This is a genomic window from Minwuia sp. (assembly GCF_048263705.1).
Lineage (GTDB): Bacteria > Pseudomonadota > Alphaproteobacteria > Minwuiales > Minwuiaceae > Minwuia.
On the sequence record NZ_JBLXDV010000013.1, the window covers coordinates 83,884 to 109,736 of the forward strand.

The following is a 25,853-nucleotide window of genomic DNA, read 5'->3' on the forward strand; positions in this document are numbered from 1 at the left end:
ACAACATCCGAGGAGACGAACTGTCATGGCTGTAAGCAAACTCACCCCCCAGCAGGTCCGCGACGCGGCGGACGAAATGGGGCTGTCGCTGACCGATGCGGACGTCGAGTCCTACATCGGCCTGCTGCAGACCAATATCGATGCCTACAACGTTGTCGACCTGCTGCCGGACTATCTGCCGGAAGTGAAATACCCCCGCACGCCCGGCTACCGCCCCGCGCCGGAGGACAACCCCTACAACGCCTGGTACGTCAAATCGACGGTCGAGGGCGCTGCGGAGGGCAAGCTGAAGGGCAAGACCGTGGTCCTGAAGGACAATGTCATGCTGGCCGGCGTGCCCATGATGAACGGGGCGGCGACGATGGAGGGCTATGTCCCCAACGTCGACGCCGAGATCGTCACGCGGATGCTGGACGAAGGCGCGACCATTCTGGGCAAGGCGCACTGCGAGAACTTCTGCCTGTCGGGCGGCAGCCACACCAACGCGACCGGCCCGGTCCACAACCCTGTGAAGATGGGTTACTCGGCGGGCGGTTCGTCGTCGGGCAGCGCGACGCTGGTCGGGCTTGGCGAAGTCGACATGGCCGTCGGCGGGGATCAGGGCGGCTCGATCCGCATGCCCGCCGCCTATTCCGGTATCTACGGCATGAAGCCGACGCACGGCCTTGTGCCCTACACCGGCATCATGCCGATCGAGATCTACGTCGATCACACCGGCCCCATGACAGCCAACGTGAAGGACAATGCGCTGATGCTGGAAGTCATGGCCGGCAGCGACGGCATCGACCCGCGCCAGTTCGACGTCGAGACCCACCCCTATTCCGAGATGCTGGAAGGCGGTGTCGCGGGCATGAAGATCGCCGTCGTGCAGGAAGGTTTCGGCCATCCGAATTCGGAAGCCGACGTCGATGCGGCCAACATGCATGCCGCCGACATGTTCAGGAAGATGGGTGCGACCGTGGACGAGGTCTCGATCCCCTGGCATCTGATCGGCCCGGCCATCTGGATGCCCATCGGGGTCGAGGGCCTGACCCAGACCATGATGTATGGCGACGGCTACGGCGTCAGCCGCCAGGACATGTATGTCACCAGCCTGATGGACTTCCATCGCAACTGGCGGCAGCGCGCGAACGAGATGTCGGAGACGACCAAGCTGCTCACGCTGCTGGGTACCCATATCCGCAAGACCTATGGCAGCCGTTACTACGGCAAGGCCATGAACCAGTCGCGGCAGTTGAAGGCGGCCTACGACAAGGTGCTGGCGGACTATGACCTGCTGCTGATGCCGACCTTGCCGCTGAAGGCGACCAAACTGCCCGAGCCCGACGCGACCCGCGAGGAATATGTGCAGTGCGCCTTCGAGATGCTGGCCAACACCGCCCCGTTCGACATCACGCACCATCCGGCCATGGCCGTGCCCTGCGGCATGGGCGACGGTCTGCCGATCTCCATGATGCTGGTCGGCAAGCGCTACGATGAAGCGACGATCTACAAGGCCGCCTACGCCTTCGAGCAGGCCGAGGACTGGAAGACGCTCTAGGGGCCGGAACCATGTCACCGCCCGATGTGCGGATGGTGGACCGGATCGTTGCCTGGCGCGACGATCCGGATACCGCCAGCCTGTTGCATCGGCTGGACCATGACGGTGGCCTGGACATGCTGGTGATCGCCGAGGCCGATCTGGGCCGGCGGCGGTTCCAGGCGACGACCGAGAATGGCATGCCGGTGCAGGTCGCCCTGCCCCGGTCGGAACGCCTTGCCGACGGCGCGGTGCTGCATCTGGACGAGCGGCAGGCGCTGGTGGTGCGCGTGGGCGCGCCGGCCTGGCTGGATCTGGAACCGCTCGACAGGGCTTCGGCCCTGGAACTCGGCTACGCTGCCGGGAACCTGCACTGGCGGGTGACATTCTCGGATGGCCGGGTTCAGGTGGCACTCGACAGCGGCGACGCCGAAAGCTACCTCGCCCGGCTTGCGCCGCTGGACGGACGCTTCCGGGTGGTATCATGACAGATGCGCTGGAACTGCTGGGCGCGATGCAGTTTGCGGACGGGCTGTTTCCGGCGGGCGGCTTTGCGACCTCCAACGGGCTGGAACAGATGGCGGGCGGACGCCGCATCCCCGGTCCACGGCTTGATGCGTTCTTCGCACAGGAGATCGAAGGCCGTTTCGGTCCCTTCGAGCGCGTGATCACGGTGCTGGCGCACCGGAACCATCGTGCGCCTGACCACCTGATCGCGCTTGATGCGCGCGTGGAACGCATGACCTGGGTATCGGCACAGCGCACGGCCTCGGCGCAGGCCGGCCGGGGACTTCTCATGGCGGCATCGAAGCTTTCCCTGCCGGGTGCGGCGGAACTGATGACGCGCGTCCGGGCGGACCGTCTGCGTCCGCATCAGCCGGTGGCGCTCGGTGCCGTACTGGCGATGGCCGGCATCGCCGAGCACACGGCACAGCTGGTGGCCGGACACCGCTTTCTGGCGGGGCTGGCCAACGCCGCGATCCGTCTGGGCCTGACCGGTGCCATCGGCGCACAGCAGGCCGTCACGCGGCACCGGGCGGATCTGGCCCGCTGGGCCGACGAACCCGTGCCCGACGATGCCTTGCCCACAAGCTTCAGTCCATCTGCGGACATCGCGATGATGCGCCACCGCCGGTCCGATGCCCGGCTGTTCGCCACCTGAACGGAGGTTTCCAATGAACCTGACACCCACGGAACAGGAGCGGCTGACGCTTTTCACCGCTGCCGAGCTCGCCCGCCGCTACCGCGCCCAGAACATACGCCTGAGCCAGCCGGAAGCGATCGCGCTGATCGCCGACGAGATCATCACGGCGGCGCGGCGGGACATGGATCATCCGGCGCTGGTCGAATATGGCGGGAGTCTGCTGACGGCGGATGACGTGCTGCCGGGTGTGGCCGGGATGATCCCCTTCGTCTCGGTCGAGGTGAACATGGCCGAGGGCACGAAGCTGATCACCGTGTTCGATCCCATCCAGCCGGGCCGAAGCGCCAGTACGGCTCCGGTCCCCGGCGAGATTCTGCCCGCAGACAGCGATATCGAGATCAACGCGGGGCGCGAGAGCGTCGACGTCACCGTGACCAATCGCGGCGACCGGACCATTCAGGTGCGCAGCCACGCGCATTTCTTCGAGGTGAACAGGCAACTGGACTTCGACCGTGCGGCGGCGTTCGGGATGCGCCTCGACAGCCCTTCCGGCGCAGGCGCGAAGTTCGAGCCCGGTGTGGCCAGAACCGTCACGCTGGTCGCCTTCGGCGGCACGCGCACCATGCGCGGCGGCGGCGGCCTGACGGACGGGGCGCTGGACGACCCCGCCGTGCGCGACCGCGCGATTCGGAAGGCGGCGGAACTCGGTTATCTGGGACTGCCCGAAACCGGAGGCAACGCCTGATGGCCCGCCTCAGCAGGGAGACCTACACCACGCTGTACGGCCCGACCGTCGATGACCGCTTCCGTCTTGGCGACACCTCGCTGATCGCGCGCATCGAGAAGGATCACACGACCTATGGCGATGAACTGACCACGGGCGCGGGCAAGGCCATGCGCGACGGCGAGGGCTTTCAGCCGTCCGGGACCTACGCAAGCGGCGCGCTGGACGTCGTCATCCACAACGCCATCATCATGGATCCCGTGCTGGGCGTGGTGAAGGGCGACATCGGCATCCGCGACGGCCGCATCGTCGGCGTCGGCAAGGCCGGGAACCCGGACCTGATGGACGGCGTGTCCGACGGCATGGCGACGGGTCCCAACACGACCGTCATGCATGGCGACGGCCACATCGTGACACCGGGCGGGATCGAGGCGCATGCGCACTTCCTGTCGCCGCAACAGGCCTGGCACGCACTGGCGGGCGGCTTCACCACCATGATCGGCATGTCACCCGGCCCGCATTTCGATGTGAGTTCGTCGGGGCCGAACATCCTGGGCGCGCTGATCCGCGCGGCGGACGAGTTCCCGCTGAACTTCGGCTTCCTGGGGCGCGGCTGCATGGATTTCGACGCGTCGGTTGAATCCGTCGCCGGTGGTGCGCTGGGCGTCAAGATCCACGAGGATTTCGGTGCCTCGCCCGCGGTCATCGACGGGGCGCTGAAGGCCGCCGACGCGCATGATTATTCGGTGCATCTGCACACCGATACCATCAACGAGTTCGGCTTCTGCGAGGACACGCTGGCGGCCATCGCGGGGCGAACCATTCACATGTATCACACCGAGGGCGCGGGCGGCGGTCACGCGCCGGACCTGATCCGGGTGAACGGCGCGGCGAACGTGCTGCCCTCGTCGACCAACCCGACCAACCCCTTCACGAAGGGCGCGCTGGAGGAAGGCATCCCGATGACGATGCTGTGCCACATTCTCAGCTTCGCCATCCCCGAGGACGTCGCCTTCGCCGAATGCCGCATCCGCCCGCAATCGATGGCGGCCGAAGATTGTCTGCACGACATGGGTGCGATCTCCATGTTCGCGACGGATACGCAGGGTATGGGACGGCTGGCCGAGAATTCGGCGAAATGCTTCCAGCTCGCCAGCGTCATGCGGGACACCTATGGCCCACTGGCGGACGAACCGTTCGACAACGCCGACAATCTCAGAATCCTGCGCTACCTGGCCAAGCTGACCATCAACCCGGCCATCGCGGCAGGGATCGACGAGCACGTCGGATCCATCGAACCGGGCAAGATGGCCGATCTGGTGGTCTGGCCGCGCCAGTCGTTCGGCGCCAAACCCTGGATGGTGATCAAGTCCGGCGAGATCGTCTGGTCCGCCATGGGCGACGGCAACGGCAGCCATATCGGCACCCAGCCGATCATCCAGCGTCCGATGTGGGGCGCGCTGGGCAGTTCGCGGCGGCACCTGGGCGTGACCTTCGTCAGCAAGCTGGCCATGGAGGCGGACACCGAGCGCAAGCTGGGGGTCGAGAAGAAGTTCCTGCCGATCCAATCGGTACGGTCGCTGGGCAAGGCGGACATGGTGCTGAACGACCGCACACCGGAGATCACGGTAGACTCGCAGACCTTCGACGTGTTCGCCGATGGCGAGAAATTGTGGCACGAACCGTTTGCCGAAGTGCCGCTCAACCGTCTGCACATGCTCAGATGAGCGGCAACGGAACCGCAGCGCGGGTGGGCATCGGCGGGCCGGTCGGATCGGGCAAGACGGCGCTGATCGAGGCGCTGCTGCCGATGCTGACGTCGGCGGGGATCGAGACCGCCGTGATCACCAACGATCTGGTCACGCGCGAGGACGCCGACCGGCTGATCCGTCAGGACCTGCTGGGCGATGGCCGCGTCGTCGCCGTCGAGGCCGGAGCCTGCCCGCATACGGTGATCCGGGAGGATCCGACCCTGAACATGGCGGCGGCGGATGCGCTGGAAGACCGGTTTACCCGACTGGACCTGATCCTGCTGGAGTCCGGCGGGGACAATCTGGCCTCGACCTTCTCGCTGGATCTGGTTGACTGGTGGATCTTCGTCATCGATGTGGCGGGGGGCGACGACATTCCCCGGAAGCGCGGGCCGGGCACGATTCAGTCGGACCTGCTGGTGATCAACAAGTCGACGCTGGCCCCCCATGTCGGCGTCGATCTGGACCGCATGCTCGCCGAAGCCGAATCCACACGGCAGGGCCAGCCGGTGATCGTCACCGACTGCCGCTCGGGGATCGGGGTCAGGGAGGTGGCCGCATGCATGACCGAGGCCGTCCTGTTCCGAAGTCTGTGACGCACCCCGCCGATCTGGACCTGGTCTTCGCCGCCGGACCGGACGGTACCTGGCTGAAGCGTCGGCGGGCCAGTTACCCCTATGCGCTCACCGGCATCTACCCACCCAGAAAGCGGGGACTGACCGTGATGCCGCAGTCCGTGTCGGGCGGGCTGTTCGGCGGCGAGAACATGATCGAGCGCGTCCGCGCGAACGGCGGCGCGATCGCCCGCGTACACGATCAGGGTGCCCGGACCTGTCACGCGAGCCGGGAGCACGGTCCGGCACGTGTGTCCCGTATTCTGCGCGGCGAGACCGGCGCGGTGCTGAACTGGTACGGCCAGCCGTCCGTCCTTCTGCCGGGGTCGGAGACAGAACTGAGGACGGAAATATCGGTCAGCGCGGACGCCTGCGTGATCTGCTCGGAGGTTTTCGGTTATCACCAGCCGCACAGCGAACCGGCCCGCGCGGCGCGTCTACGCTCGCACATGCGGATCCTGCGCGACGGTGCCGGTGTCGTCGCCGAGAACGCCGCGGATATCGCCCTGTCGCCCCGATCGCCCGGCTGGTTCGCGACCCTGATCCTTGTCCTGAACGACCCCGCACGTGCGACCGACGTTCTGTCCGGTCTGGATGATGAGACCGTGCCGGAGGGCCTCGCGCTCGGGATCGACAGGCTGCCGGGCGAGGCCGGTCTGATCGTCATGGCGACGGGGGATCACGCGGGCACCCTGACGGGACATGTCCACCGTCTTCAGAGCTTCATGGAGCGACGGACTGTACAAGCGCAGATCGGCGGGTGAAGCTGTCGCCGGGGAGGATGCTGCCGTGACCGAAAGAAAATTCACCGCCGCCGACGACGGCTTTCATTTCGACCAGATGGACGATGACTGGTGGGCGACCGAGACCGCCTGGTTTTCGTTCCATCACCCCGAGCGCAGGCTGGGCGGCTGGTTCTACACGATGGCGCGGCCCAACATCGGAATTGTTTCCGGCGGCGCCTGGGTCTGGGACGATACCGCCTGCCTGCCGTGGGAAGTGCCGTTCTCGTCAAACTACACCGCACTGCCGATCCCGAAGGATCAGGATCTGACCGACATCCGGCTGCCCACCGGCACCACGATCAGGATGCTGGAACCCTGCATGTCCTACGCGCTGGGATATGACGACAGCGGCCGGAACCTGTTCTCGGCCGATCTGCGGTTCGATGGCGTCATGTCCCCCGAACCCCTGACGGCCGCGGGTTCGACCTTCGGTTCGGCGCATCATTTCGATCAGTTCGGCCGTGTCCACGGCCATATCATTCTGCTGGGCGAGCGCATCGACATCGACTGTTTCGGGATGCGGGACCGGACCTGGGGCCGGCGGCCGGAGAACCGCCCGCGCCGCGCCGGTTACATCACCGGCATGGCAGACGCCGACACCGGGTTTCTGGCGGTCACGAACATCGAAGGCGATGTTGAAACGGCGGCCTACGGTTTCCTGCGGCGCGACGGGCGGACGGTGTCGCTGGCCGAGGGCACGCGGACCGGCACGCGCGATCCCGCGACAGGGCACATGAGTTCCATCGAGATGCGGCTGACCGATCAGGAAGGCCGCAAGCTGGTGGCCAGGGGCGAACCGGTCAGCAAGATCGTCATCAACCGCCACACCTTCATCGACATCAATTCACTGGTGCGCTGGGACTGCGGCAGCGACGGAATCGCCTGGGGCGAAGAGCAGGACATGTGGCCGATGCATCATTTCGAACGGATGATGCGCGCGAACCGAAAAGGCGGCTGATCGGGTTTTTCCGGCTCAGATCGCGCCCAGTTCGTCGCGTATCTGCTGGCGAAACAGGTCGATCGGCTTCAGATGTCCCTCGACATCGACATGCCAGTAGACCCAGCCGTTGCAGCTTGGCGCGCGCTGGACGTGTGCCCCGATCTTGTGGATGGACCCCGTCGCATCGGCGCAGACCAGCGACCCGTCCGGGCGCACCTTGGCAGCATGGCGGCGGGCCGGATCGTGCAGCACGGTTCCCGGCTCGATCAGGCCGCGTTCCAGCAGCATGCCGAACGGAATACGGGTTTCCTGGCGCTTGGGCGGGGTGATCACCCGATCCTCGGGCGGCAGCGTCCGCACGCGCGCGATCCGTGACTGTGCCAGACGGCAGAAGCGGTCCTCGCGTTCGATCCCGACGAAGCGGCGGCCCAGCTTCTTGGCGACGGCCCCCGTCGTGCCCGACCCGAAAAACGGGTCCAGCACCACATCGTCGTCGCGCGTCGCCGTCAGCAGAATACGGTACAGCAGCGCCTCGGGTTTCTGCGTCGAATGGGCCTTCTTGCCGTTCACCTTCAGCCGCTCGTTGCCCGAACAGATCGGCAGCAGCCAGTCCGAACGCATCTGCAGATCGTCATTGAGGGCCTTCAGCGCCTCGTAGTTGAAGGTATAGCTCTTGGCCGCTTCGGACTTGGTGCACCAGATCATGGTCTCGTGCGCATTGGTCAGGCGGCGACCGCGGAAGTTCGGCATGGGGTTCGACTTGCGCCAGACCACGTCGTTCAGGATCCAGAACCCCATGTCCTGCAGGATCGCGCCGATGCGGTAGATGTTGTGGTAACTGCCGATCACCCACAGCGTGCCGTCGTCCTTCAGCAACCGCCGCGCCGCCGAAAGCCAGCCGCGCGTGAAGGCGTCATAGTCCTCCAGACTGTCGAACTTGTCCCAGTCGTCGGTGACCGCATCCACGACACTGTCGTTCGGCCTTTTCAGTTCGCCCTTCAGCTGCAGGTTGTAGGGCGGATCGGCGAAGATCATGTCCACCGACCCTGCCGGCAGCCCCTCCATGATCTTGATGCTGTCACCCTGAATGATGCGGTTGACCGGTAGTTCCTGCATGCCCCTCGCCGCGATGCGGCCTCCCTCAGACCCTCCGGGTGATGCAGCAATGCCGCACCGGCCCGAATCAGTGATTCGGTCTCAAACTGCCGGTCCGGGATTCGAGCGTCAATAAATTAGTTCGTAGACTCATGGCCTTATGGGGCTTTGTTCAAGTGAACATGTCACGAACAGGTCGAAAGGAGCGGCGATGATGCGGGCTCGGACCAAGGGTTTTGAGCGCCTCCCGATGTGCCAAAGTGGGATAGCCAGCGTGTACATCCCACCCATATCCGGGGTATTCGAGCGCCAGGTCACACATGATCTTGTCCCGATGGGTCTTGGCGATGATGGACGCGGCGGCGATGCACATTTCGTGTCCGTCCCCCTTCACCAGCGATTCTGCAACACATGGCAGATTTTCCGGGATCCGGTTGCCGTCGATGAGGGCGAACACCGGTTCTCTTGCCAGATTGCCGATGGCACGACGCATGGCGCACATGGTTGCCTGCAGAATATTGAGGCGGTCGATCTCTGCGACGCTGGCCAGGCCAATGCCGACGTCGGCGTGCTGCAGCACGAGCGCCGCCAGGGTCTGCCGGCGGGAGGCGGAAAGCTTCTTGGAGTCGTTCAGTCCGCTGAAATCGAGCGTTTCGGGCAGCACGACCGCGGCCGCGACGACCGGGCCCGCGATCGGGCCCCGCCCCGCCTCGTCCACGCCGGCCACAGGCCCCTTCAGCCGCCGGCGGGCCGCCTGTTCAAGGGTTCTTGCGATCATCATCTGACGCGGGACTGGATCCCGTTCCCGACATCGATGCGTCGTCTGCATCGTCAGCAGCCTTGCTAGTGGGATCTGCAGGGTCGGCGGCATCGGGAGGGTTTTCGGGCCTGAACTGTTTGCGGGGGCGCACCTTCCTGATCAGCCGGTCCACTTCGGTCCGGCTGTAGTCCCCCAGCGTCAGCGAAACCCGTGCGGCATCCCGCGCGGCCCGCGACGGCCGGACCACGACCTGTTTCGCACCCTTGCCGTAGATCGCGCCAACCGCATCCTCGAACGTCCGCACCCGCCGCCAGCGGACCTCGGCCATCCGCCGGGCCGTGAACAGCACCAGCGAACTGGAAGCCAGGCTGAGCACGATCACGGAAGTCATCAGGTTGCCGCCATAGGTATCGATGATGCCCGCAGCCAGCCCGGCTGCGACCAGCACGAAGGAGAACTCGCCGACCTGCCCCAGCACGGTACCCGCCAGCCAGGCCCGGGGCCACGGCTCGCCCAGCATGCGGAAGATCCCGATGTTCGCCGCCGTCTTGGTCAGGGTGACCACCAGCAGCAGACCCAGCACGATCTGCCAGTTGGCGAGAATGAAGTCGATGTTCAGCAACAGTCCGATGGACAGGAAGAAGACCATCAGCAGGACCGACTGGATCGGCTGCACTGCCGCGATCATCTTGGCGCGCTCGGTCGTGTTGCCGACCACCAGTCCGGCGACGAAGGCTCCGTAGGCGGGCGACAGGCCGATCAGGCCGCTGAAGGCCGCCCCCACGAAACAGAGCGCCAGACCGCCCATCGCCGCCAGATCGGGATGATCGGTGATCCAGGAGCCCAGCGGCAGATGCTCGCGCTTGCGACGGCTGAGAAGGAAGACGATGGCCACCAGCACCGCGATGGCCAGCACGACCGGCACGACCGCGCTGAGCGGTCCCCCGTCGGCCTGCCCCATCTCTGATACGATGATCAGCATCGGGACGACGGCCAGATCCTGCGCGATCAGGACACCGACCGCCAGACGGCCGACCTCGGTGCGCAACTGTCCGATATCGTCCAGGATCTTGATGGCAACCGCGGTCGAGGACAGGCTGAGGCCGAAGCCGACGATCAGGATCAGTTCCGTGCGCCACCCCACCGCCGCGCCCAGGGCGACGGCAAAACCGACGGCAAGGGTCAACTGCAGGGCCATGACCGTCAGGGCGAGGCGCCAGATCCGGCGGAAGTTCCGGAGACTGAGTTCCATGCCGATCAGGAACAGCAGCATGAGCACGCCCATCTCGGCGACCAGCCCCACATCCTCCCGACCGGGCACGACGGCCAGCACCGAAGGACCCAGGACCACACCGGCGACGATGTAGCCGACCACGACGGGCTGACGGATCCGGCTGAAAAGCACCCCCATCGCCAGTGCAGCGCCAGCGACGATGGCCAGTCCGATCAGTTCCGCTTCATGCATGACGGCATCCTACGACAGCCCGCCGTCATCTTGTATGACAGTTCGTTACCTGCGGCGATTATTCAGCCCGAGCGAACGGCCTGCCTCAGGCGGCATCTCGATCCCCGCCGCCGATTGCGCATCCATGATCGCCTGCAGCCGGGCGCGGATATCCTCGTGCATCGGCGCCGCGCGGCGCGTCCTGCGGCTGACGTGCAGGCTCATCAGTTCGTTGGTCGACGCCCGGTAGCCCTCTTCGCCGTGCAGCATTTCATGCATGTAGTGAATGCGTTTCTCGTCGAACCCGATCAGATACGTCCTGAACAGCAGCGGATCGCCCTCGCCGACCTCGGCCAGGTAGTTGATGTGGCCTTCCAGCGCGAAGGTCGTCACCTGTTCCGCCTCCCGGTGCGCCGTCGTCAGGCCGCAATGATCGAGGAAGGCGTCCGTCGCATAGTCGAACACGACCATGTAATAGCCCATGTTCATGTGACCGTTATGGTCGATCCATTCGGAACGTACCCGATCCGAAAAATCCGCCAGTGGTACCGAAATATCGTGCATCCGCCGCTCCTCACCCAGAAAACGGCGGGCAGAGTGCCTGTGCGGTCGCGCCTGCGCAATGCTGCAACTCTTCCTTGGCGCAACAGGAACGGCATGTTATAAGCCGCGCTTCATCGGTGGAGACAGCTTCACCGGGCGGGTGTCTTTTGCCCGTGGATTTCATCAAAGCCGTGTCAAAGCGACAAACTCGAAAGAGGTCAAATTGGAAGTCAGCGTTCGTGACAACAACGTCGACCAGGCCCTCAAGGTCCTGAAGAAGAAGATGCAACGTGAAGGCATCTTCCGTGAAATGAAACTCCGCAATTACTACGAAAAGCCCTCGCAGCGCCGCGCGCGCGAGAAGGCCGAAGCCGTTCGCCGGGCCCGCAAGCTGGCCCGCAAGCGCGCCCAGCGCGACGGTCTCTGACCCGCACCTCTTCCTGAAGATCGCCGGCACGTCGAGCCTGAACAGGATACTGTTCGGGCTTTTCGCCGTTGGCCGATGCGGCGCTTCTTTCCACTGCCGATACCGCCGTCGTCACAGCGGCGGTTTGCAATTTGTGAACCTATGCCGGCTAAGGTCCGCCCCTTCAGACAACCGGTGAACCACAGTGCAATCAGCATCAGACAGCGACCTGCTCGTCGACGTCATCCGAAATGACAGCCGTCCCATCGCGCTCCTGCGCGCCGGGGACACGACGGTCGAACTGATCGTGGCCAGCACCGTCTTTCTGGACGCCATCGGCTTCGATGAACTGCCCGGCATAGCGGCATGGCTGGATCCGCTGGGCGGCATCGCGGTGCTGCGCCAGCACGCCGGCACCCGCGAGATGCTGGAATACACGCTGGCCGACAGACGCAGGCTGGTGCTCTCCGTCCGGCTTCGAGGCGAGGATGTCTATCAGCTGCGCGGGTCCATCATCGACGACGTTCAGGTCTCGAACACGCTGACCGCCGGCGTGATCTCGACCATCACCAACGACGAAACCGGAATCATCTTCCTGGATGCGAAGGGCCATGTCCTGGCCGTCAACGAGACGTTCCACAGCTTCTTTCCCAGGTTCGAAGGCTTCCCGCGCATCGGCGGACATTTCTCGGACCTGCTTTACGACTGCATCTCGCGGCAGTATCTGCCGGATGCGGAAGGGATCGAGGAGAAATACGTCCGCAGCTCGGTCCGGCACTTCATGGGCAAGACCTCGGAGACCCTGACCGTCCGCACCGGCAACGGCCGCTGGCTGAACACCAGCCGGATGCGCTTCAAGAACGGCGCGGTCGCGGTCCTGCTGATCGACGTCACCGAATCCCGGCGCCAGATGGACCAGTTCCGATCCTACGTCCTGAACACGCAGGACATGGTGTTTGCGCGCCTGAACCACGACAACACCCGTGCCCAGGTCTGGGGGCGCGACGCGCAGCAGATTCTCGGCGTGCTGGAACCGGACGGCAGCGTCGATCTGGGCCAGTGGCTGCGCGCCATTCATCCCGACGACATGCCGCACTATTATGACGCCGGCGTCGCCCGGATCGAACACGGCACCCCCTATCGCATCGAGTTCCGCTTCAGGCACCCGGTCACGGGCGCGGAACGATGGCTGATGGAGAACGGCTGGACGACCGTCGATCAGGCATCGGGAGAGCGGTATCTCGACAGCTATCTGATCGACATCACCCAGCGCAAGGCGGACGAGTTCGAACTGCGGCGCGGCGAAGACCGGTTCCGCGAATTCGCGAACATGGCCGTGGACTGGTATTTCGAGACCGATGCGGAGATGAACATCACCTATCTGTCGGACGGCATCCGCCAGATCACGGGGCTGGACCCGCAACAGTTCATCGGTCGAAACTGGAAGACGATCACGCTCTCGGCGCTGTCCGACATGTCCGCTGGCCAGGCCCGGGAATGGCAGGATCTGCTTGATATATGGGCCACCCGAAAGGCGTTTCGCGACCGGCCGCTGCTGTTCCGCTTTCCCGGCGGCGTCGACCGCATGATCAATCTGAGCGGCGATCCCATCTACGATCGCCACGGCACCTATCAGGGCTGCAGGGGCGTCGGCAAGGACGTCACGACACTTGTCACGGCGCAGGAGGAGGCACAGGTCGCCCGCCGGAAGGCCGAGGCCGCCAACCGGGCGAAATCGGAGTTCATCGCCAACATGAGCCACGAACTGCGCACGCCGCTGAACGCGATCATCGGCTTCGCGAGCGTCATGGAACAGCAGATGTTCGGCCCGATCGACAATCCCCGCTATCGCGAATATGCGGGCGACATCTCGGCCAGCGGCCAGCATCTGCTCAGCCTGGTGAACGATATCCTGGACCTGTCACGCATCGAATCGGAACGCCAGCAGCTGGACCTTGAAACCCTGTCCGCGCGTGAGGAAATCCGGCGCGCCTGTACCCTGTTCCGGAACGAGACCGGGTCACGCACGATCAGACAGGGCATCGCCCCCGACGGCGACCGGTTCCTGGCGGACCAGCGGGCCCTGCGGCAGATGCTGATCAATCTGCTGAACAACGCCATCAAGTTCACGGCGGACGACGGCGTGATCGAGATCGGCACCCAGGCGGACCGGGATGGCCTGATCCTTTTCGTCGAGGACGACGGTATCGGCATGAGCGACGAGGACCTGGAGCTGGCCCTGGAACCTTTCGGCCGGGCCGTGACGGCGGAGATCGCGGGCGGGACCGGTCTGGGGCTGCCCATCACGCGCAAGCTGGTGGAACTGCACGGCGGCAGGATGGAAGTGGTCACCGCACCGGGACGGGGAACGCGCGTCATGCTGCATTTCCCCTGCGCCGAAGCGTGCACGCAGACCCGTCCGCAGTCCGCGTAGAGGATCAGCCGGTCAGGAACCGGGCCCTGAAAGCAGCGTCGGTTTCACGCCAGAGCGCCTCAATTCCCTGCAGGCCGAGCGGAATGGCGGCGCTGTCGCCCTCACGCGCCGCCCGTTCAAGATCCGCCGCAACCTGACGCAGCCGCAACGCACCGTACGTCGCCGATGTGCTTTTCAACGCGTGCGCCTGAAATCCGACGGCCGCCTCATCGTGATCTGCCGCAGCCTTCAGAATGGCTGCGACCCGGTCACGGGCCTCTTCAAGAAACCCCTCGACCAGCGCGGCAACCACATCGTCGCCACTGCCACCGGCCATGTCGGCCAGTATGCCATCATCCAGCAGCGGTATCGCATCCGCATCCCTGGGCTGGTTCAACTCAGCGCGTCCTCGACAAACGACAGCCGGTCCTGTCCCCAGAAAAGCTGGTCGCCGATCTTGTAGCTGGGGACGCCGAAGACGCCTTCGGCGACGGCCTGTTCGCCGTGCTGATCGCGGATGGCGGCGGCGTCGATCTCCTCGGCTTTCCGCGCCAGGGCACCGTGATCCAGCCCGGCCTCACCGACGATGGCGGCGATGGTCGCCGTGTCCGCGATGTTGCGTTCCTCGGCCCAGACGGCGCGCATGAAACGCCCGGCCAGTCCGAAGGCATCCTTGCCGCTTTCGCGGGCGGCGATGACGATCAGCGCGGCCTGGGTCTCATCGGTCGGAAAGAACGCGGGTTGCGGGTTCAGCGGAATGCCCAGCCTGGCCGGCCAGCGCTTGATTTCCTGCATCCGGTAGGCCTGGCGTTCGGGCGAGCGTTTCGGCAGGGGCAGACCGCCCGTCCGGTCGAAAACGGTCAGCGCATTGACCGGCATGATCCGGATCGTGGCCCCCGCGTCCGCCGCTATCTTGCCCAGCCGGGCATGGCCCAGATAGCTCCATGGTGACGTCAAAGCACAGTAGTAATCGATATCCATCCTCAACTCCCCCTGACGCGCATCTACCGGCGCGACATCGGTTCTACCACATCGCCGTGGTCGCGAAAGCGCTGCAAGGCATAGGAATCCGTCATCCCCGAGACGTGATCGGTCGCTTTCAGCACGCGTTCATAGTCCGAAAGACCGAATCCGTCCTGTTTCATCGTGGAGTCGAGCAAGTGCGCGATGGCTTCATCGGCCCCCAGATAGATGTCGTAGTCATCATCCGGCACGAAGATCTTCTGCGCCGTGACCCGGGCGATCTCGTCCAGGGCTGTCCGGCAGGGCATCGCCTCCAGCAGCGAGGGGGCCGGACGACCATCCAGCATTGCCGGTTCCAGATCCACAAACGTCTGCACGGCCTGCTCGACCAGTCGGCCGATCGCCTTGGCCCGCAGATAGGCGATGCGCCGGGCGGGCTCGGCGATCTCCTGATACCGCCGCCCGTCCCCCGTGATCGGACGCAACAGGGATTCGGCGGCGTCGAAACTCAGCTTGCCCAGCTTGAACCCGTCCTCCAGATCGACGATCGAGTAACAGATGTCGTCCGCGGCCTCCACCAGCCATGCCAGCGGATGCCGCAGCCACCGGCCAGGCGAGACTTCGGGCAGCGCCAGCTCGCGCGCGAGATCCCGGAAGATGTCCGCTTCCGCCTGCATCACGCCGAACTTCCGCGCACCGGCATCGCGGGCGGACGGGCTGTCGGCAAGCACCGACAGCCGCGGATATTTCGTGAAGGCCCCCAGCGTTGCCGCCGTCAGCCGCAGCCCGCCATTGTCGGTCCAGTTCTGCAGGCGCGTCAGAATCCGGAAACCCTGGGCGTTGCCCTCGAACTTCAGCACGTCCTGCCGCTGGGCCTCGTTCAGCGGCGCAATCGCCGACTGCCCCCGGCGGCTGTTCGCGAACCACTCCCGGATCAGCGCCTCGCCGCGATGGCCGAACGGCGGGTTGCCGATATCATGCGCCAGACAGGCGGCAGAAACGATATGGCCGAATTCCGCGGCACTGAGGTCGGGCGGCAGTCGGCGGCGGCCGGCGATGATCTGTCCGACACCGGCTCCCAGCGACCGCCCGACGGACGCCACTTCCAGGCTGTGGGTCAGGCGGGTACGGACGTAATCGTTCTCGGACCGCGGATGCACCTGGGTCTTGTCCTGCAGCCGGCGAAAGGCCGAGCAGAACACGATCCGGTCGAAATCCTTCTGAAAGGGGCTGCGGGCCGGATCCACGGGATCGGGCCGGTCACCCGTCCTGCGGCTGGCCGAAAGCAACCGTCGCCAGTCCAACATTTACCCGTCCCGAATAGCTGCGATTCGCCCGCGCGCACTTCACAGCATCCCCGCGCCTGCGTAAAGATGACGAAACGACACCGTTTCTGGGGAGGGACGTCAGATGTATCGGGGCACTATCCTGTCGGGCGACCGGCGCATCGAGCGCGCCGAGATGACACACAATGTCGCCAAGGCCGCCGGCGGATTTGAAAAGCTGGGGGTCGGCGACGATGATTCCGTCTGCCTGATGCTGCGCAACGACTTCGCCTTCTTCGAGGCATCGATGGGCGCGACCCTGGCCGGGGCCTACGCCGTTCCGATCAACTGGCACGGGTCGGCGGACGAGGTCGGCTATGTGCTGGATGACTGCGACGCGCGGGCGCTGGTGATCCATGCCGATCTGCTGCCCGGTGTGGCGCGTGCGATCCCGAAGGACTGCGCCGTTCTGGTGGTCCCCACACCGCCGGAGATCGCCGGTGCCTACGGCCTGCCGGAAGAGGCGCGCGACGTGCCTGACGACCGCATCAACTGGAACGCCTGGCTGGCCAACCAGCCGGTCTTCACGAAGGAACCGAAGACCCAGCGCAACACGATGATCTATACCTCGGGCACCACCGGCAATCCGAAGGGTGTCCGCCGCGAACCCGCCACCCCCGAGATGCAACAGCGCACCGCCGATCTGTACGAGATCGTGTTCGGGCTGACCGAGGACGACGACATCCGCACGGTCATCACCGGACCGATGTATCACTCCGCGCCCAACGCCTACGGGTTGAGTTCGGCGGCGAAGGCGGGCCTGACGATCCTGCAACCGCGCTTCGATCCGGAAGACCTGCTGCGCATGATTCAGGACTACCGCATCACGCACATCCACATGGTGCCCACCATGTTCGTGCGCCTGCTGAAGCTGCCCGAGGAGGTGCGCGCGAAGTACGACTGCTCGTCGCTGAAGCATGTCGTCCATGCCGCCGCGCCCTGCCCCGCCGATGTGAAGCGGCAGATGATCGAATGGTGGGGACCGGTGATCTATGAATATTACGGCGGTACCGAGACCGGCGCGACCGTGTTCCACAGCGCGGAGGAGGCGCTGGCCAAGCCCGGCACGGTCGGCAAGGCGCTGCCCTGGACGGACCTGCGCATCGCCGACGACGACGGCAACTGGCTGAAGCCCGGCGAGATCGGCGAGGTCTACATGCGCCTGATGGGCTGGCCAGACTTCACCTACAACAAGAACCACGCGAAGCGCGAAGAGTGCGGGATCGACCATCTCGTCACCTGTGGCGATGTCGGCTATCTGGACGAGGACGGGTTCCTGTTCCTGTGCGACCGCAAGAAGGACATGGTCATCTCGGGCGGCGTGAACATCTATCCCGCCGAGATCGAGATGGTGCTGATCGGCCTGCCCGGCGTGAAGGACTGTGCCGTGTTCGGTATTCCCGACGACGAGTTCGGCGAGTCGCTGGCCGCGCACGTCCAGCTGGAAGATCAGCGCCTGACCGAAGCGCACATCCGGGAATGGCTGGCCGAGCGGCTGGCGAAGTTCAAGGTGCCGAAGCTGATCGTGTTTGAGAAGGAACTGCCCAGGCAGGATTCGGGCAAGATCTTCAAGCGGAAGCTGCGGGAGCCCTACTGGAAAGAAGCCGGACGGCAGATCTGACAATAAATCGGAAGAACACGTCATCCCCGTTTTCGCGTCAGCGAAACACGGGAATCGGGATCAGGAAATGGCTGGTTCAACCCGATCCCCGAGTGAATGCGCCATCGGGGATGACAAATAATTCAGAGGGAACGAGAGAATGACCATGCAACCAGGCACAATCATCAGCGGCGACCGCACCAGCACGGCGGAGGAGCGGCTGGACAATGCCATGCGGGTTGCCCGTGCCCTGAACGATGCAGGCGTCGGCACAGACGATTGCGTCGCCATCTACCTGCGCAACGATTTTCCCTTCTTCGAGACATCCGCCGCCTGCACCCTGCTGGGTGCCTACGCGACGCCGATCAACTGGCACTATACGGCGGAGGAAGCGAGCTTCATCCTGCGCGACTGCGATGCAAAGGTGCTGGTCATCCACTCCGACCTGCTGAAGCCGATCCTGGGCGCCGTGCCCGACGGTGTGACCATCGTCGCCGTGCCGACCCCGCCGGAAATCGCGGCAGCCTATGGTGCCACGGTGCCGGACGGCCTGCCGGACGGCGTCATCGCCTATGATGATTTCAAGGCGGACAAGGATCCCTGGACCGACGCCCCCCCCGCCTCGCGCGGGACGATGATCTATACCTCCGGCACCACCGGGAATCCGAAAGGCGTGCGGCGGGAGCCGATGGACGAGGAAGCCCAGGCGCGCCAGGCCATGCAGATTCAGGACGGCTTCGGCATCCCGGTCGATGCCAGCGGCGTCCGCACGGTGATGACCGGCCCGATGTATCATTCCGCACCGAACGCCTACGGCCTGGGGGCGGCCCGCGCGGGCGCGGCGATCTATCTGGAAGCGCGCTTCGATGCCGAGGAACTGCTGCAGATCATCGACGAACACAGGATCACGCACATGCATGTCGTGCCGACCATGTTCGTGCGCCTGCTGCGTCTGCCGGACGACGTGAAGGCGAAATACGACACCTCCAGCCTGCAGTACGTCATCCATGGCGCGGCCCCCTGCCCGCCGGAAGCCAAGCGGCAGATGATCGATTGGTGGGGGCCGGTGATCTATGAATACTACGGCTCGACCGAGAACGGCATCGTCACCATCGTGACGCCCGACATGGCCATCAACAAGACCGGGACCGTCGGCAAGCCCATCGCCGAGAACCAGATCCGCATCCTGGACGACGACAAGAAGGACCTGCCCCCCGGCGAGATCGGCGAGGTCTACATCTGGCGCCCCCACCGCACGGACTTCACCTATCACAAGCGCGACGCCGCCCGCCGCGAGATGGATGTCGACGGCTTCCTGACCAACGGCGACATGGGCTGGCTGGACGAGGACGGCTGCCTGTTCCTTGCCGACCGCAAGAACGACATGGTCATTTCCGGTGGCGTGAACATCTATCCGGCGGAGATCGAGAAGGCGCTGGCGGGCATGCCGGGGGTGAAGGACTGTGCCGTGTTCGGCATTCCGAACGCCGAGTTCGGCGAGGCCCTGGCCGCCCATATCGAGGTCGCCGACCCCTCCATCGGACCCGAGGACGTGAAGCGCTACCTGTCCGACCATGTCGCGAAATACAAGATCCCGCGCGAGATCGTCTTCGCCGACAGCCTGCCCCGCGAGGATTCCGGCAAGATCTTCAAGCGGAAGCTGCGCGAACCCTATTGGGCCGGGATGCCGCGCCGGATCTGACTATCGCGGAGGAGTGTCTTTTTCCATCGGGTCGGGCGTGAAGATGCGCTCGGCGGCGCCTTCCGGGTCGTCGTACTGACCGGATCGCAGCGCCCAGAGAAAGGCGACCAGACCGGCTGCACCAAGCAGCAGCGCGACGGGAATCAGAAAGGTGAGCACGTTCATGCCGGCATCTCCTTCAGGGTCGCCGCAGGCGCGGACGCGGCTTTCGTCTTCACCCGCCAGCGGAGCCGCAGTGCGTTCAGCGTGACCACAATGGACGACGAAGACATCGCGATGGCCGCCACCAGCGGTGATGCACCGCCCAGCACGGCGATCGGAATCGCGATCAGGTTATAGCCCAGCGCGAGACCGAAATTCTGGATGATCAGACGCCGGGCACCCGTGGCGATGTGGCGGGCCGTCGCGACGGCGGCCAGGCTGTCGCCGGTGAACACCAGATCGGCTGCCGCGCGACCGACATCGGAAGCGCTTGCAGGTGCGATGGACACGTGAGCCGCAGCCAGCGCAGGCGCATCGTTGATCCCGTCGCCGACCATCACGGGCCTGTGCCCGGCGGCCTTCAGCGCGTCGAGGGCCGCGATCTTGTCTGCCGGTTCGAGTGCCGACTGCCAGTGCGCGAAGCCCGCCTGCCGGGCAGTGCGCGCCACGGCACCGGCATTGTCCCCGGACAGCAGAACGGGATCCAGGCCGGCGCGTTCCAGCAGACCGATCGTTTCCACGGCGTCGGGCCGCAGTGCATCCTCAAGCGTGACCCTGCCGCAGACCGTGCCCTTCATGGCGAACCACAATTCGGACCCGCCTGCCTCACCGGGATCCGGCACCCCGACGAATGACGGCTTGCCAAGACGCAACGTCATGCCCTCGTGCACCCCGCTCAGGCCCTGCCCCGGATGTTCGACAATCCCGGTGATCCCGGGATCGATGTCCTGCGATGCGAACGATGCCAGCGCGACGGCCAGCGGATGACGGCTGTGACGCGCCAGCGCGGCGGCAAGTTCCATTTGTGGCGGCTGCAGGTCGGACCCCGTGACCCTGGGCTGCCCCATCGTCACCGTACCGGTCTTGTCGAAGGCCGCCCGGTCCGCCTCGGCCAGCCGTTCCAGTGCGGCACCGTCCTTCAGCAGGATACCGGCACGGAACAAGGCACCGCTGGCGACAACCTGAACGGCGGGCACGGCCAGCCCGAGCGCGCAGGGGCAGGTGATGATCAGCACCGAGACGGCGATCCAGAGCGCCTCGCCCCACGTCGCACCCGCCAGCATCCAGCCCGCGAAGGTCAGTGCCGCGACAAGATGCACGGCGGGGGCATAAATGCGCGCGGCGCGATCGGCCAGCCGCACATGCCGCCCCCGGCTGCGTTCTGCGCCCTCCATCAGGCGGACCACCTGGGCCAGGAACGTATCCTCGCCGACGGCGGTCGCGCGGATGGTCAGCGGATGTGTCAGGGTCTGCGTGCCGGCACGTACCGCATCGCCCGGCACGACCGTGACCGGTTCGGCCTCGCCCGTGACGATGGCGCAGTCCAGATCACCCGTGCCCCGTTCGACGATGCCGTCCACCGGCATCCGCTCGCCCGCAGAAACCAGCAAAAGGTCGCCCTCGGCGATCTGCTCGATGGCGACCCGTTCGGTTTCGCCGCCAACCAGCCGCGTGGCCTCCGACGACCAGAGCGAGAGCAACTGGCTGACGGCAGACCGCGCGCGTGCCCGGACGCGGTGGTCCAGATACCGCCCGACGAGGAGGAAAAACAGCAACATCACGGCGGCATCGAAGAAGGCTTCCTCGCCCCCCTTGACGGTCGCATCCAGACTGAGAATCGCCGCCAGGATGACGGCCAGCGAGATCGGCACATCCATGTTCAGATGCCGCTGCCTCAGCGCCTGCCAGGCGGAGCGGAAGAACGGCTGACCCGCCACAGCGATGGCGGGCAGGGCAATCAGGGCGGAAATCCAGTGGAACAGGTCGCGTGTCGCACCGTCGGCACCCGACCAGACGGACACCGACAGCAGCATGACATTGCCGGCGGCGAAACCTGCGACGGCAAGCGCACGCAGCAGGGTCCGGCCTTCCCGGTCCTGCATCGCCGCACCGGCTTCGGCGGCATCGAAGCGGCGGCAGTCATAGCCCTGCCCTTCGACGGCCGCGATGATGCGTTCAGGCCTGAGTGCATCGGCATGTCTGACCGACAACCTCCGTGTCGTGAGGTTCAGCCGCGCGGAGCTGACGCCTTCCAGTGCCAGCACCGCCCCTTCGACGCGCGAGATGCATCCGGCGCAATGCACACCTGGTACCAGCAGGTCCAGCGACTGCAGCGCACCCGACAGGTCCCGCATCTTCGGCGCACAGGGCGACGCGGAAGTGGTACAGCAGGTCATTATCCGGCACCGCCTTCGATGCGGAAGATGCGCCGGAAGGTCTGGCCGCGCCAGTCCTGTGCCGTCACGTCGATCTGCCAGACGCCTTCGCCCAGCCCGGTTTCTGCACGATAGACGCCGGTGCCGGTCTCGGAAAAGCGCAACGCCTGATCCTGAAACTTGGAGACCGGCCGCTGAGCGGTGCCCGTCATGACCAGACCGGTCAATGCGGTGCCGTTCGCGTCCACCGCACTGATGGCGACCCCCGCGCCATCGTGATCAAGCGCCAACGACCAGCCGAGTTCTTCCTGCGCCGCGGCGGCGGCCTGCATCCTGTTGAAATCCTGGCTGGCGACATAGCTGTTGCGGACCACCAGTCCGGTATCGGTGCTGAGTGCGAACGCTGCCAGAATCAGATTGACCGCGATGATCACACCGAAGAAGGCGCAGAAGGCCAACAGGACCTTCAGACCGGTGATCTGACCCTTGACGGGAACGTCGGCTGCCGTGTCGGTCATGTTCTATCCTTCCGGCGCGGTGAAGTGCGCGCCATAGTGTGCTTCCTCGATGCCCGTCAGATCCGTGACCGAGAATCGAAACGGGTTGTCGCCCGGTTCCAGCTGATCGCGCGGCACGGACACGAAGACCCTCAACTGCGCAACCTTGTCAGGCTCCAGCACGAACTCGCGCGTGCGGCTGGGCCAGAGATCCTGGCCGACGACAGTCATCAGCGCTCCGGGCAAGTCCGCGACCCGCAGCAGCACGCGCTTCTCCTCCAGGTCCATGTTCAGGATCTTGATGGTGTAGCCGTTGCGGACCTGGCCGTCGGACAACAGCACGTATCGCGGGTTGCGGTCGGCCTGCACGCTGATGTCCAGCCGGTCGCGCGTCAGCAGCACGAACAGCATCGCCAGACCGACCAGCGACCACAGTCCCGTGTAGATCAGGGTCCGGGGCCGGAACACGGTCTTCAGCAAAGGTTCGGGCGTCCCGCCGTCGGCGGCGACTTCATAGCTCTTCAGGCTGGCGTAGGAGATCAGGTTCGGTGTGCCGCCCGTCTTCGCCATCACATTGTTGCAGGCGTCGATGCACAGGGCGCAATTGATACACTCAAGCTGCGAACCGTCGCGGATGTCGATGCCCATGGGACAGACCGCGACGCACTGGTTGCAATCGATACAGTCGCCCAGTTTCTGCGCTTCTTCCGACTTGCGATGACGGCCCCGCGGCTCGCCGCGCCAGTCGTGATAGGTCACGGTCAGCGAATTCTCGTCCAGCATCGCCGCCTGGATGCGCGGCCACGGGCACATGTAGGTGCAGACCTGCTCGCGCATCAGGCCGCCGAACACGAACGTCGTGGCGGTCAGGATGGCAACGGTGATGTACGCGATAGAGCTCGCGTCCAGGGTGAACAGATCGACAAACAGGGTCGGTGCATCGGCGAAATAGAACACCCATGCGCCGCCCGTGGCGACCGAGATCAGGATCCAGATCAGATATTTCGTCACCCGCTTGCGGATCTTCTCGAAGCCCCAGGACGCCTTGTCGAGACGGAAGCGCGCGTTGCGGTCGCCTTCCAGCCAGCGTTCGACATGGATGAACAGATCCACCCAGACCGTCTGCGGACAGGCATAGCCGCACCAGGCACGTCCCAGCACGGAGGTCACCAGAAACAGCCCGATGCCCGCCATGATCAGCAGGCCCGCGACGTAGTAGAATTCCTGCGGCCATATCTCGATGAAGAAGAAGAAGAAGCGGCGGTGTTCCAGATCGATCAGCACCGCCTGGTCCGGCATGCCTTCACCCCGGTCCCAGCGGATCCAAGGTGTGATGTAATAGATCGCGAGCGTGATGCCCATGATCCACCACTTCAACCGCCGGAACGCGCCGGAGACGCGCATCGGATGGATGCGGCGACGCGCGACATACATCGACCGTTTCCGCCGGTTGTTGACCGGCTCGACGTCAATGCGATCGACCTGCCGCGCGTCGCTCATGAGGTGCCTACTCCCCGCCACCCAGTGAGTGCACGTAGATCGCGAGCTGTTTCAGGGTCGCATCGTTCAGCCGGAAATCCCAGGCCGGCATGACCCCGTGACGGGGGGCGTGGATCTGCTGCCGGATCTCGGCTTCCGTGCCGCCGTACAGCCACAGGGGATCGCTGATGTTGGGCGCACCCTGCGCGGGATCGCCCTTGCCCTGCTCGCCGTGACAGGCTGCGCAGTTTTCCGCGTAGACTTCCGCGCCCGCCGCGGCGGCCTCGGCATCATGCTCCTGACCGGACAAGGCGAGCACATGCTGTGTGACCTGTGCGATCTGTTCGCGTTCCAGAAGGCCATCCTTGCCAAAGGCCGGCATCAGCGAGTAGCGCGTATCATCGTCACGATCGTAGCGGATACCATGCCGAAGGGTCGTCAGGATGTCTTCGGGCTTGCCGCCCCAAAGCCAGTCATCGTCATTCAGATTGGGATAGCCGGGCGATCCGGCGGCACCGGATCCGTGGCACTGCACACAGTTGACCAGAAACGCCGCCCGGCCGCCGCTGCGGGCGAATTCGAACGTCGTCGGATCCTCGCGGATCTGTTTCAGCGACATGGTCGTGAAGTTGCGCATCACGTCCTGCTGGCGCTCGCGTGCCAGATTCATGTCGTCTTCCAGCGCCGCCCGGCTGGAATAGCCCAGCAGACCCGGCGTTGCGCTTTCGATCAGCGGTATCGCCGGATAGGCGATGCAATAGCCGATGGCCCAGATGATCGTGGCGTAGAAGGAGTACAGCCACCAGCGCGGCAGCGGATTGTTCAGCTCGCGGATACCGTCCCACTCGTGTCCGGTGGTGTCGACGCCGGTAACGTCATCTTTCTTGTCGTCGCTCATTGTTTCGGCCTCCGGTCATCGGCAAGCGGGATCCGGCTGCAGTCGCGATAGTACTTCCTGGCTCCGGGCCGGAACAGGAACCCGACTGCGCCCACAAACATCAGGACCAGCAGGACCAGTCCCCAGGTATCGGCCAGGTGCCGCATGATTTCGTGATCCATGAAACTCACCTGTAATTTTCTTCGGCGCGATAGGCGGAGAAATCCACCAGCGTGCCGATCATCTGCAGATAGGCGACCAGCGCATCCATCTCGGTCAGTTGCGACGGATCGCCGTCGAAGTCGCCCGTCTGCGCTTTCGGATAGCGTGCCAGAAGACCGTCCCAGTCGGCGTCCGGATCGGCCTGGGCCTTCAGATCCTCGGCCGCGGCTTCGATCATCTCGTCGGTATAGGGCACGCCGACCGCCTGCTGGGCGCGCAGGTGCGCGACGATGTCGTCGGTACGCACCTTCTTGTCCAACAGGAAGGCGTAGGGCGGCATGATCGATTCGGGCACGACCGAGCGCGGGTCGATCAGGTGCTGAACGTGCCAGTCGTTGGAATAGCGCTGTCCGACGCGCGCGAGATCCGGACCCGTCCGCTTCGACCCCCACTGGAACGGATGGTCGTACATGCTCTCCGCCGCCAGGCTGTAGTGCCCGTAGCGTTCGACCTCGTCGCGCATCGGGCGGATCATCTGGCTGTGGCAGTTGTAACAGCCTTCGCGGACGTACACGTTGCGACCGGCCAGCTCCAGCGGCGCATAGGGCCGGACGCCCTCCACCTTCTCGATCGTGTTCTGCATGTAGAACAGGGGCGCGATCTCGACGATGCCGCCGATGGAGACCACGATGAGGCTGAGGACCAGCATCAGCGTGGCGTTCTTTTCGATGGTTGCGTGACTGAATTTCATAT

General features: G+C 65.1%; 26 protein-coding genes. 12 read left to right on the top strand and 14 right to left on the bottom strand.

Annotated elements, in window-relative coordinates; all coding sequences use genetic code 11:
* Window positions 1–25 precede the first annotated feature (25 nt).
* The 8 genes from ACN0X7_RS16855 to ACN0X7_RS16890 are packed head-to-tail and all read left to right on the top strand — an operon-like array spanning window position 26 to window position 7,495.
* Complete coding sequence (locus ACN0X7_RS16855; protein WP_417519395.1) at window positions 26–1,540, top strand: amidase; 1,515 nt, start codon at window positions 26–28, stop codon at window positions 1,538–1,540.
* An 11-nt stretch (window positions 1,541–1,551) separates the two neighbouring features.
* The gene (locus tag ACN0X7_RS16860) at window positions 1,552–2,007 is read left to right on the top strand and encodes an urease accessory protein UreE (protein WP_417519397.1); all 456 of its coding nucleotides are present in this window, start codon (window positions 1,552–1,554) and stop codon (window positions 2,005–2,007) included.
* Window positions 2,004–2,681, top strand: coding sequence for an urease accessory protein UreF (locus tag ACN0X7_RS16865; protein ID WP_417519399.1), 678 nt, complete (start codon window positions 2,004–2,006; stop codon window positions 2,679–2,681). Before ACN0X7_RS16860 ends, ACN0X7_RS16865 begins: the two co-directional genes overlap by 4 nt.
* Before the next feature lie 13 nt (window positions 2,682–2,694).
* A complete protein-coding gene (ureB, locus tag ACN0X7_RS16870) occupies window positions 2,695–3,408 on the top strand; it encodes an urease subunit beta (RefSeq protein ID WP_417519401.1) in 714 nt (237 codons plus the stop codon).
* Entirely contained in the window at window positions 3,408–5,114 is a 1,707-nt protein-coding gene (gene ureC, locus ACN0X7_RS16875) for an urease subunit alpha (RefSeq protein WP_417519403.1), read from the top strand. Before ureB ends, ureC begins: the two co-directional genes overlap by 1 nt.
* The gene (ureG, locus tag ACN0X7_RS16880) at window positions 5,111–5,734 is read left to right on the top strand and encodes an urease accessory protein UreG (RefSeq protein WP_417519405.1); all 624 of its coding nucleotides are present in this window, start codon (window positions 5,111–5,113) and stop codon (window positions 5,732–5,734) included. Before ureC ends, ureG begins: the two co-directional genes overlap by 4 nt.
* Entirely contained in the window at window positions 5,698–6,516 is an 819-nt protein-coding gene (locus tag ACN0X7_RS16885) for an urease accessory protein UreD (RefSeq protein ID WP_417519407.1), read from the top strand. Before ureG ends, ACN0X7_RS16885 begins: the two co-directional genes overlap by 37 nt.
* 25 nt (window positions 6,517–6,541) lie before the next feature.
* Window positions 6,542–7,495 (top strand): hypothetical protein, encoded by a 954-nt coding sequence (locus tag ACN0X7_RS16890; RefSeq protein WP_417519409.1) that lies wholly within the window; start codon window positions 6,542–6,544, stop codon window positions 7,493–7,495.
* A 15-nt stretch (window positions 7,496–7,510) separates the two neighbouring features.
* On the opposite strand, the gene ACN0X7_RS16895 is transcribed toward ACN0X7_RS16890, so the two are convergent.
* The 4 genes from ACN0X7_RS16895 to ACN0X7_RS16910 form a co-directional block, all read right to left on the bottom strand.
* Window positions 7,511–8,593 (bottom strand): site-specific DNA-methyltransferase, encoded by a 1,083-nt coding sequence (locus ACN0X7_RS16895; protein WP_417519411.1) that lies wholly within the window; start codon window positions 8,591–8,593, stop codon window positions 7,511–7,513.
* Between the two features lie 151 nt (window positions 8,594–8,744).
* Window positions 8,745–9,353, bottom strand: coding sequence for a ribonuclease HII (locus ACN0X7_RS16900; protein WP_417519413.1), 609 nt, complete (start codon window positions 9,351–9,353; stop codon window positions 8,745–8,747).
* Window positions 9,331–10,797 (bottom strand): cation:proton antiporter, encoded by a 1,467-nt coding sequence (locus ACN0X7_RS16905; RefSeq protein ID WP_417519415.1) that lies wholly within the window; start codon window positions 10,795–10,797, stop codon window positions 9,331–9,333. The genes ACN0X7_RS16900 and ACN0X7_RS16905 overlap by 23 nt, the downstream gene beginning before the upstream one ends.
* Window positions 10,798–10,842: 45 nt before the next feature.
* Window positions 10,843–11,340 carry a thioesterase family protein gene (locus ACN0X7_RS16910; RefSeq protein WP_417519417.1) on the bottom strand — a complete coding sequence of 166 codons (498 nt, stop codon included), beginning with the start codon at window positions 11,338–11,340 and terminating at the stop codon, window positions 10,843–10,845.
* Between the two features lie 202 nt (window positions 11,341–11,542).
* Here ACN0X7_RS16910 and rpsU point away from each other — a divergent pair, with 202 nt between their 5' ends.
* A complete protein-coding gene (gene rpsU / locus ACN0X7_RS16915; protein WP_109794465.1) occupies window positions 11,543–11,746 on the top strand; it encodes a 30S ribosomal protein S21 in 204 nt (67 codons plus the stop codon).
* Window positions 11,747–11,930: 184 nt separating this feature from the next.
* Complete coding sequence (locus ACN0X7_RS16920; RefSeq protein ID WP_417519418.1) at window positions 11,931–14,159, top strand: ATP-binding protein; 2,229 nt, start codon at window positions 11,931–11,933, stop codon at window positions 14,157–14,159.
* Between the two features lie 4 nt (window positions 14,160–14,163).
* On the opposite strand, the gene ACN0X7_RS16925 is transcribed toward ACN0X7_RS16920, so the two are convergent.
* From ACN0X7_RS16925 to dgt, 3 genes are read right to left on the bottom strand one after another with little or no spacing between them, the layout of a single operon-like run.
* Complete coding sequence (locus tag ACN0X7_RS16925) at window positions 14,164–14,535, bottom strand: Hpt domain-containing protein (protein WP_417519420.1); 372 nt, start codon at window positions 14,533–14,535, stop codon at window positions 14,164–14,166.
* The gene (locus ACN0X7_RS16930; protein ID WP_417519422.1) at window positions 14,532–15,119 is read right to left on the bottom strand and encodes a 2-hydroxychromene-2-carboxylate isomerase; all 588 of its coding nucleotides are present in this window, start codon (window positions 15,117–15,119) and stop codon (window positions 14,532–14,534) included. The genes ACN0X7_RS16925 and ACN0X7_RS16930 overlap by 4 nt, the downstream gene beginning before the upstream one ends.
* A 23-nt stretch (window positions 15,120–15,142) precedes the next feature.
* A complete protein-coding gene (gene dgt / locus ACN0X7_RS16935; protein ID WP_417519424.1) occupies window positions 15,143–16,408 on the bottom strand; it encodes a dGTP triphosphohydrolase in 1,266 nt (421 codons plus the stop codon).
* Window positions 16,409–16,511: 103 nt separating this feature from the next.
* Between dgt and ACN0X7_RS16940 the strand changes: the two genes are divergently transcribed.
* Both ACN0X7_RS16940 and ACN0X7_RS16945 read left to right on the top strand, forming a co-directional pair.
* Window positions 16,512–18,047 carry an acyl-CoA synthetase gene (locus ACN0X7_RS16940; RefSeq protein WP_417519426.1) on the top strand — a complete coding sequence of 512 codons (1,536 nt, stop codon included), beginning with the start codon at window positions 16,512–16,514 and terminating at the stop codon, window positions 18,045–18,047.
* 145 nt (window positions 18,048–18,192) lie between these two features.
* A complete protein-coding gene (locus tag ACN0X7_RS16945; protein WP_417519428.1) occupies window positions 18,193–19,728 on the top strand; it encodes an acyl-CoA synthetase in 1,536 nt (511 codons plus the stop codon).
* On the opposite strand, the gene ccoS is transcribed toward ACN0X7_RS16945, so the two are convergent.
* The 7 genes from ccoS to ccoO are packed head-to-tail and all read right to left on the bottom strand — an operon-like array spanning window position 19,729 to window position 25,851.
* Window positions 19,729–19,893: a cbb3-type cytochrome oxidase assembly protein CcoS gene (gene ccoS / locus ACN0X7_RS16950; RefSeq protein WP_417519430.1), complete on the bottom strand. Its 165-nt coding sequence runs from the start codon at window positions 19,891–19,893 to the stop codon at window positions 19,729–19,731.
* Window positions 19,890–22,064, bottom strand: a complete 2,175-nt coding sequence (locus ACN0X7_RS16955) for a heavy metal translocating P-type ATPase (RefSeq protein WP_417519432.1) — start codon at window positions 22,062–22,064, stop codon at window positions 19,890–19,892. The genes ccoS and ACN0X7_RS16955 overlap by 4 nt, the downstream gene beginning before the upstream one ends.
* A gap of 41 nt (window positions 22,065–22,105) precedes the next feature.
* Window positions 22,106–22,603, bottom strand: coding sequence for a FixH family protein (locus tag ACN0X7_RS16960; protein ID WP_417519434.1), 498 nt, complete (start codon window positions 22,601–22,603; stop codon window positions 22,106–22,108).
* A gap of 3 nt (window positions 22,604–22,606) precedes the next feature.
* Window positions 22,607–24,082: a cytochrome c oxidase accessory protein CcoG gene (gene ccoG, locus ACN0X7_RS16965; protein WP_417519436.1), complete on the bottom strand. Its 1,476-nt coding sequence runs from the start codon at window positions 24,080–24,082 to the stop codon at window positions 22,607–22,609.
* Between the two features lie 7 nt (window positions 24,083–24,089).
* On the bottom strand, window positions 24,090–24,959 hold the full coding sequence (gene ccoP, locus ACN0X7_RS16970; RefSeq protein WP_417519438.1) for a cytochrome-c oxidase, cbb3-type subunit III: 870 nt from the start codon (window positions 24,957–24,959) through the stop codon (window positions 24,090–24,092).
* Window positions 24,956–25,120: a cbb3-type cytochrome oxidase subunit 3 gene (locus ACN0X7_RS16975; protein ID WP_417519440.1), complete on the bottom strand. Its 165-nt coding sequence runs from the start codon at window positions 25,118–25,120 to the stop codon at window positions 24,956–24,958. Before ACN0X7_RS16975 ends, ccoP begins: the two co-directional genes overlap by 4 nt.
* A gap of 5 nt (window positions 25,121–25,125) precedes the next feature.
* Complete coding sequence (gene ccoO / locus ACN0X7_RS16980) at window positions 25,126–25,851, bottom strand: cytochrome-c oxidase, cbb3-type subunit II (RefSeq protein ID WP_417519442.1); 726 nt, start codon at window positions 25,849–25,851, stop codon at window positions 25,126–25,128.
* Window positions 25,852–25,853: the final 2 nt, after the last annotated feature.

Bases quoted from the DNA above. Each gene is read 5' to 3' on its own strand.
- ACN0X7_RS16855 (WP_417519395.1), top strand. From the start codon at position 26: ATGGCTGTAAGCAAACTCACCCCCCAGCAGGTCCGCGACGCGGCGGAC.
- ACN0X7_RS16860 (WP_417519397.1), top strand. From the start codon at position 1,552: ATGTCACCGCCCGATGTGCGGATGGTGGACCGGATCGTTGCCTGGCGC.
- ACN0X7_RS16865 (WP_417519399.1), top strand. From the start codon at position 2,004: ATGACAGATGCGCTGGAACTGCTGGGCGCGATGCAGTTTGCGGACGGG.
- ureB (WP_417519401.1), top strand. From the start codon at position 2,695: ATGAACCTGACACCCACGGAACAGGAGCGGCTGACGCTTTTCACCGCT.
- ureC (WP_417519403.1), top strand. From the start codon at position 3,408: ATGGCCCGCCTCAGCAGGGAGACCTACACCACGCTGTACGGCCCGACC.
- ureG (WP_417519405.1), top strand. From the start codon at position 5,111: ATGAGCGGCAACGGAACCGCAGCGCGGGTGGGCATCGGCGGGCCGGTC.
- ACN0X7_RS16885 (WP_417519407.1), top strand. From the start codon at position 5,698: ATGCATGACCGAGGCCGTCCTGTTCCGAAGTCTGTGACGCACCCCGCC.
- ACN0X7_RS16895 (WP_417519411.1), bottom strand. From the start codon at position 8,593: ATGCAGGAACTACCGGTCAACCGCATCATTCAGGGTGACAGCATCAAG.
- ACN0X7_RS16900 (WP_417519413.1), bottom strand. From the start codon at position 9,353: ATGATGATCGCAAGAACCCTTGAACAGGCGGCCCGCCGGCGGCTGAAG.
- ACN0X7_RS16905 (WP_417519415.1), bottom strand. From the start codon at position 10,797: ATGCATGAAGCGGAACTGATCGGACTGGCCATCGTCGCTGGCGCTGCA.
- ACN0X7_RS16910 (WP_417519417.1), bottom strand. From the start codon at position 11,340: ATGCACGATATTTCGGTACCACTGGCGGATTTTTCGGATCGGGTACGT.
- ACN0X7_RS16930 (WP_417519422.1), bottom strand. From the start codon at position 15,119: ATGGATATCGATTACTACTGTGCTTTGACGTCACCATGGAGCTATCTG.
- dgt (WP_417519424.1), bottom strand. From the start codon at position 16,408: ATGTTGGACTGGCGACGGTTGCTTTCGGCCAGCCGCAGGACGGGTGAC.
- ACN0X7_RS16940 (WP_417519426.1), top strand. From the start codon at position 16,512: ATGTATCGGGGCACTATCCTGTCGGGCGACCGGCGCATCGAGCGCGCC.
- ACN0X7_RS16945 (WP_417519428.1), top strand. From the start codon at position 18,193: ATGCAACCAGGCACAATCATCAGCGGCGACCGCACCAGCACGGCGGAG.
- ccoS (WP_417519430.1), bottom strand. From the start codon at position 19,893: ATGAACGTGCTCACCTTTCTGATTCCCGTCGCGCTGCTGCTTGGTGCA.
- ACN0X7_RS16955 (WP_417519432.1), bottom strand. From the start codon at position 22,064: ATGCGGGACCTGTCGGGTGCGCTGCAGTCGCTGGACCTGCTGGTACCA.
- ACN0X7_RS16960 (WP_417519434.1), bottom strand. From the start codon at position 22,603: ATGACCGACACGGCAGCCGACGTTCCCGTCAAGGGTCAGATCACCGGT.
- ccoG (WP_417519436.1), bottom strand. From the start codon at position 24,082: ATGAGCGACGCGCGGCAGGTCGATCGCATTGACGTCGAGCCGGTCAAC.
- ccoP (WP_417519438.1), bottom strand. From the start codon at position 24,959: ATGAGCGACGACAAGAAAGATGACGTTACCGGCGTCGACACCACCGGA.
- ACN0X7_RS16975 (WP_417519440.1), bottom strand. From the start codon at position 25,120: ATGGATCACGAAATCATGCGGCACCTGGCCGATACCTGGGGACTGGTC.
- ccoO (WP_417519442.1), bottom strand. From the start codon at position 25,851: ATGAAATTCAGTCACGCAACCATCGAAAAGAACGCCACGCTGATGCTG.